4 protein-coding genes are annotated in these 2,898 nt (G+C 71.9%); 1 reads left to right on the forward strand and 3 read right to left on the reverse strand.

Annotation, left to right across the window (positions count from 1 at the left end):
- Nucleotides 1–298: 298 nt before the first annotated feature.
- Nucleotides 299–1,033 carry a hypothetical protein gene (locus tag V7Q31_RS18410; protein ID WP_333835297.1) on the forward strand — a complete coding sequence of 245 codons (735 nt, stop codon included), beginning with the start codon at nt 299–301 and terminating at the stop codon, nt 1,031–1,033.
- On the opposite strand, the gene V7Q31_RS18415 is transcribed toward V7Q31_RS18410, so the two are convergent.
- The 3 genes from V7Q31_RS18415 to V7Q31_RS18425 form a co-directional block, all read right to left on the reverse strand.
- A complete protein-coding gene (locus V7Q31_RS18415; RefSeq protein ID WP_333835298.1) occupies nt 975–1,271 on the reverse strand; it encodes a type II toxin-antitoxin system RelE/ParE family toxin in 297 nt (98 codons plus the stop codon). The two genes, V7Q31_RS18410 and V7Q31_RS18415, sit on opposite strands and share 59 nt — an antisense overlap.
- Nucleotides 1,272–1,511, reverse strand: coding sequence for a type II toxin-antitoxin system ParD family antitoxin (locus V7Q31_RS18420; protein WP_333835299.1), 240 nt, complete (start codon nt 1,509–1,511; stop codon nt 1,272–1,274).
- Nucleotides 1,512–1,917: 406 nt separating this feature from the next.
- A partial coding sequence (locus tag V7Q31_RS18425; RefSeq protein ID WP_333835300.1) for a nucleotidyltransferase family protein occupies nt 1,918–2,898 on the reverse strand: 981 nt, incomplete at its 5' end.

Here is a 2,898-nt window from a genome sequence, read left to right on the forward strand (position 1 = left end):
TCAAGGGCTGCGCAAGCGCCGCGTGCCGCGGCGCCCTTGACCGGCCTCCCACCGCCTCTCCAAGGGCTCGCCTCCGCTCGCCCGGAAGCTCGCGCTTCCTGTCGAACGGAGACCGGCCCATCGAGACTAAGTCTCTGTGTCGCACAGGCGGCGAGCGCTTTGGGGCGCCAAGCTGACAGCGCAGGGCGCGCGCCAGGCCGCGCGCGGAGACGCGCCGGCTTTCCTCGTGCGTCCGCGGCCGCCATGGCTGACGCGTCGCGGCAGCGCCGCTATGGTCACGCCGTAGTCGCTTGGGGGAATGGCGACGGACTTCGGCACCAGCGGGCTGCGCGGCCCAGTCTCGGACATGACCGACGCGGCCTGCGCCGCCTGGACGCGCGCCTTCCTCGACCACCTCGCCACCACCGGGCGCCCGGCGACGACACTGCTTGTCGGCCGCGACCTGCGCCCGTCCTCGCCGCGCATCGCGGCGGCGGTCGCGCGCGCGGCGGCGGCGGCGGGCCTGCGGGCGGAGGACTGCGGCGCGCTACCCACCTCTGCGCTGGCCCGGGAGGCGCTGGATCGCGGATGCCCCGCCGCCATGGTCACCGGCAGCCACATCCCCTTCGACCGTAACGGGATCAAGTTCAACGCGGCCGACGGAGAGATCGCGGAGGCGGACGAGGCTGGCGTGAAGGCCGCTCTCGCCGCGCCCGGACCCGACCGGCCTGGCGGCGGCGTGGCGACGCTCGAGGGCGTGGGCGCCCGCTATGTCGCCGGCATGCTGGCGGCCTTCCCGCCGGGGCTCCTCGCCGGTCGCCGCATCGGCGTCCGCCAGCACAGCGCGGTCGGGCGCGACCTGCTGACCGGCGCGCTGGAGACGGCGGGCGCGCATATCGCGCCGCTCGACCGCACCGAGCACTTCGTGCCGATCGACACCGAGGCGGTCTCGACGACCGACGCCGCCGACCCGGTGCGCGATGGCGGCTCCCCGGCTACGGGTCGAGATGGCGGTCGATCGCCATCCGACGATGAAGCACGCGCACGACGATGAGCGTGCCGTCGTCGCCGTCGCGCAGGATCAGGAAATGGGAGCCGCTGACCGCGCAGCGGTAGCCCTCCCGAACCTCCGCCAGGTCGCGCGTCGGCGCCGTCCCGGCGGCGACCCTCCAGGCGACGGCGTCGACGGCGCGGACATACCTTTCGGCCTGCGCGACGCCCCAGCGCCCGGCGGTGTAGTCCCAGATGTCGGCGAGGTCGGCCTTGGCGCGCGGCGTGTAATCGACGCGCATTCAGGCGCGCGCGCGCCGCTCAACCACGAAGGCGTCGATGTCGAGCGGCGCCGGCTCGCCGCTACGCTCGCCCTCGTCGATCGCCGCGCGCACGGCGGACAGGCCCGCCTCGCGCTCCTCCAGCAGGCGCAGACCGGCGCGAACCACGTCGCTCGCCGAGGCGTAGCGGCCCTCGCCGACCTTCTCGGCGATGAACTGCGCGAAGTGGTCGCCGACGATCACGGAGGTGTTGCGCGGCATGATGGCTCTCCCGAGTTTCTATACCAGAATATGGTATAATGCCGATTGGCCATCAACCGTCATCTCTCGGCGCCGCGCAGCGCTGGGCGGCAGGCCTCACATGCCGACCATCGTCGCTCGAGCAGATCGAGACGGGCGGGGACGCCCACTCGGCCGGCTCCGGCTCTCGCAAGCAGACGTCGAGCGCCGAAAGGACCCGGGCCGCCCCCGACCCGCGCGACAATCAAGGACGTCGCAGACTAACGTTCCGCAACAATAACGATTCGTAAATAATTGTTCGCCAGACGCGCCTTCCGCTCGACCTGTTGTAAGTGGATAGGAGCAGTCGCGCGTCTGAACCGGCGACGGCGATTTTCCCAAGTTCCTGATGCGCACCGCTGAAGGCGACGGCCTCCAGGGCCTCGCGTCAGCCGAACCCGGCGAGGATCTCTCGCGTCCGCGGCAGCCGCGCGAGGCTCGCCTCGATCCGTTCGCGCCAGCGCGGGCCGCGACCGAGGGCGTCGCGCCACGCCTCGGCGAGGTCGTCGGGCCGGTCCAGGGCCAGCGCTTCTACGAGGAACGCCGCCTGAGCCCGGTCCTTGCGCGCCTTCGCTTGGTCCGGCCCGTCCCGCCTGCGGTCGGCGACGATGAGCTTGTGCACCGCGAAGCGCTCGGGCCGCGGGATTTGGACGAGGACGCCCGACCGATAGAGCGCCACCGCATGGATCGGGTCCGAGATCAGGAAGTTGAGATAGCGCAGGCCCTGTGCGCTCACGCCGAGCGCCGGCAAGGGCCGCACCGCCTCCTCCCCGAAGGCCGGCGTCAGGAACTCGACCATGGCCGCGCCCCGGCTCTGGCGCCAGCGCCAGACCTGGCGGTCGAATACGCCCGGGACGGGCTCGAACTTCATCGCAGCGAGGATGTCGCCGGGCTCCTGCTCGACGCGGTCGCCGATCGCGACGGAGAGCCGCTCGAAGCTCGCCACGTCGAGATCGCCGGTCTGCGCCAGCTCGTCGAAGGGAAAGCGAAGCCCGAGCTCGCCCTGGTAGAGCGTGTAGGCGGCCGTACCGACGATCGTGCCGCCGAGGCGGAAGAGACCCGCCTTGGCGAATGCGAGCAGGAGGGAGCCCGTGTCCCGGTCGACGCCGATCATGCCCTCGGCCCGCAGAACTCGCGCAAGCCGCGCCATCTCCCGCTGGCGAGGCTCGGCCCTCTCCCTGATCTCGGCCGCGCGGGCCAGCCTGTCCCGCAGCTCCGGGGCGTCGAGACCAAGATAGCGGCTCATCATCTGGGATCCGAGCCGATAGCGATCGTAGAGATAGATCCGCCCGTTACGCTCGCGCGCCTCGACGCTGCCGACGATCCCGGCGACGCCCTCGTCGAGATGTAGCCGCAGCAGGTCCTGGTA

The organism is Rubrimonas sp. (assembly GCF_036788415.1).
Taxonomy (GTDB): domain Bacteria; phylum Pseudomonadota; class Alphaproteobacteria; order Rhodobacterales; family Rhodobacteraceae; genus Rubrimonas.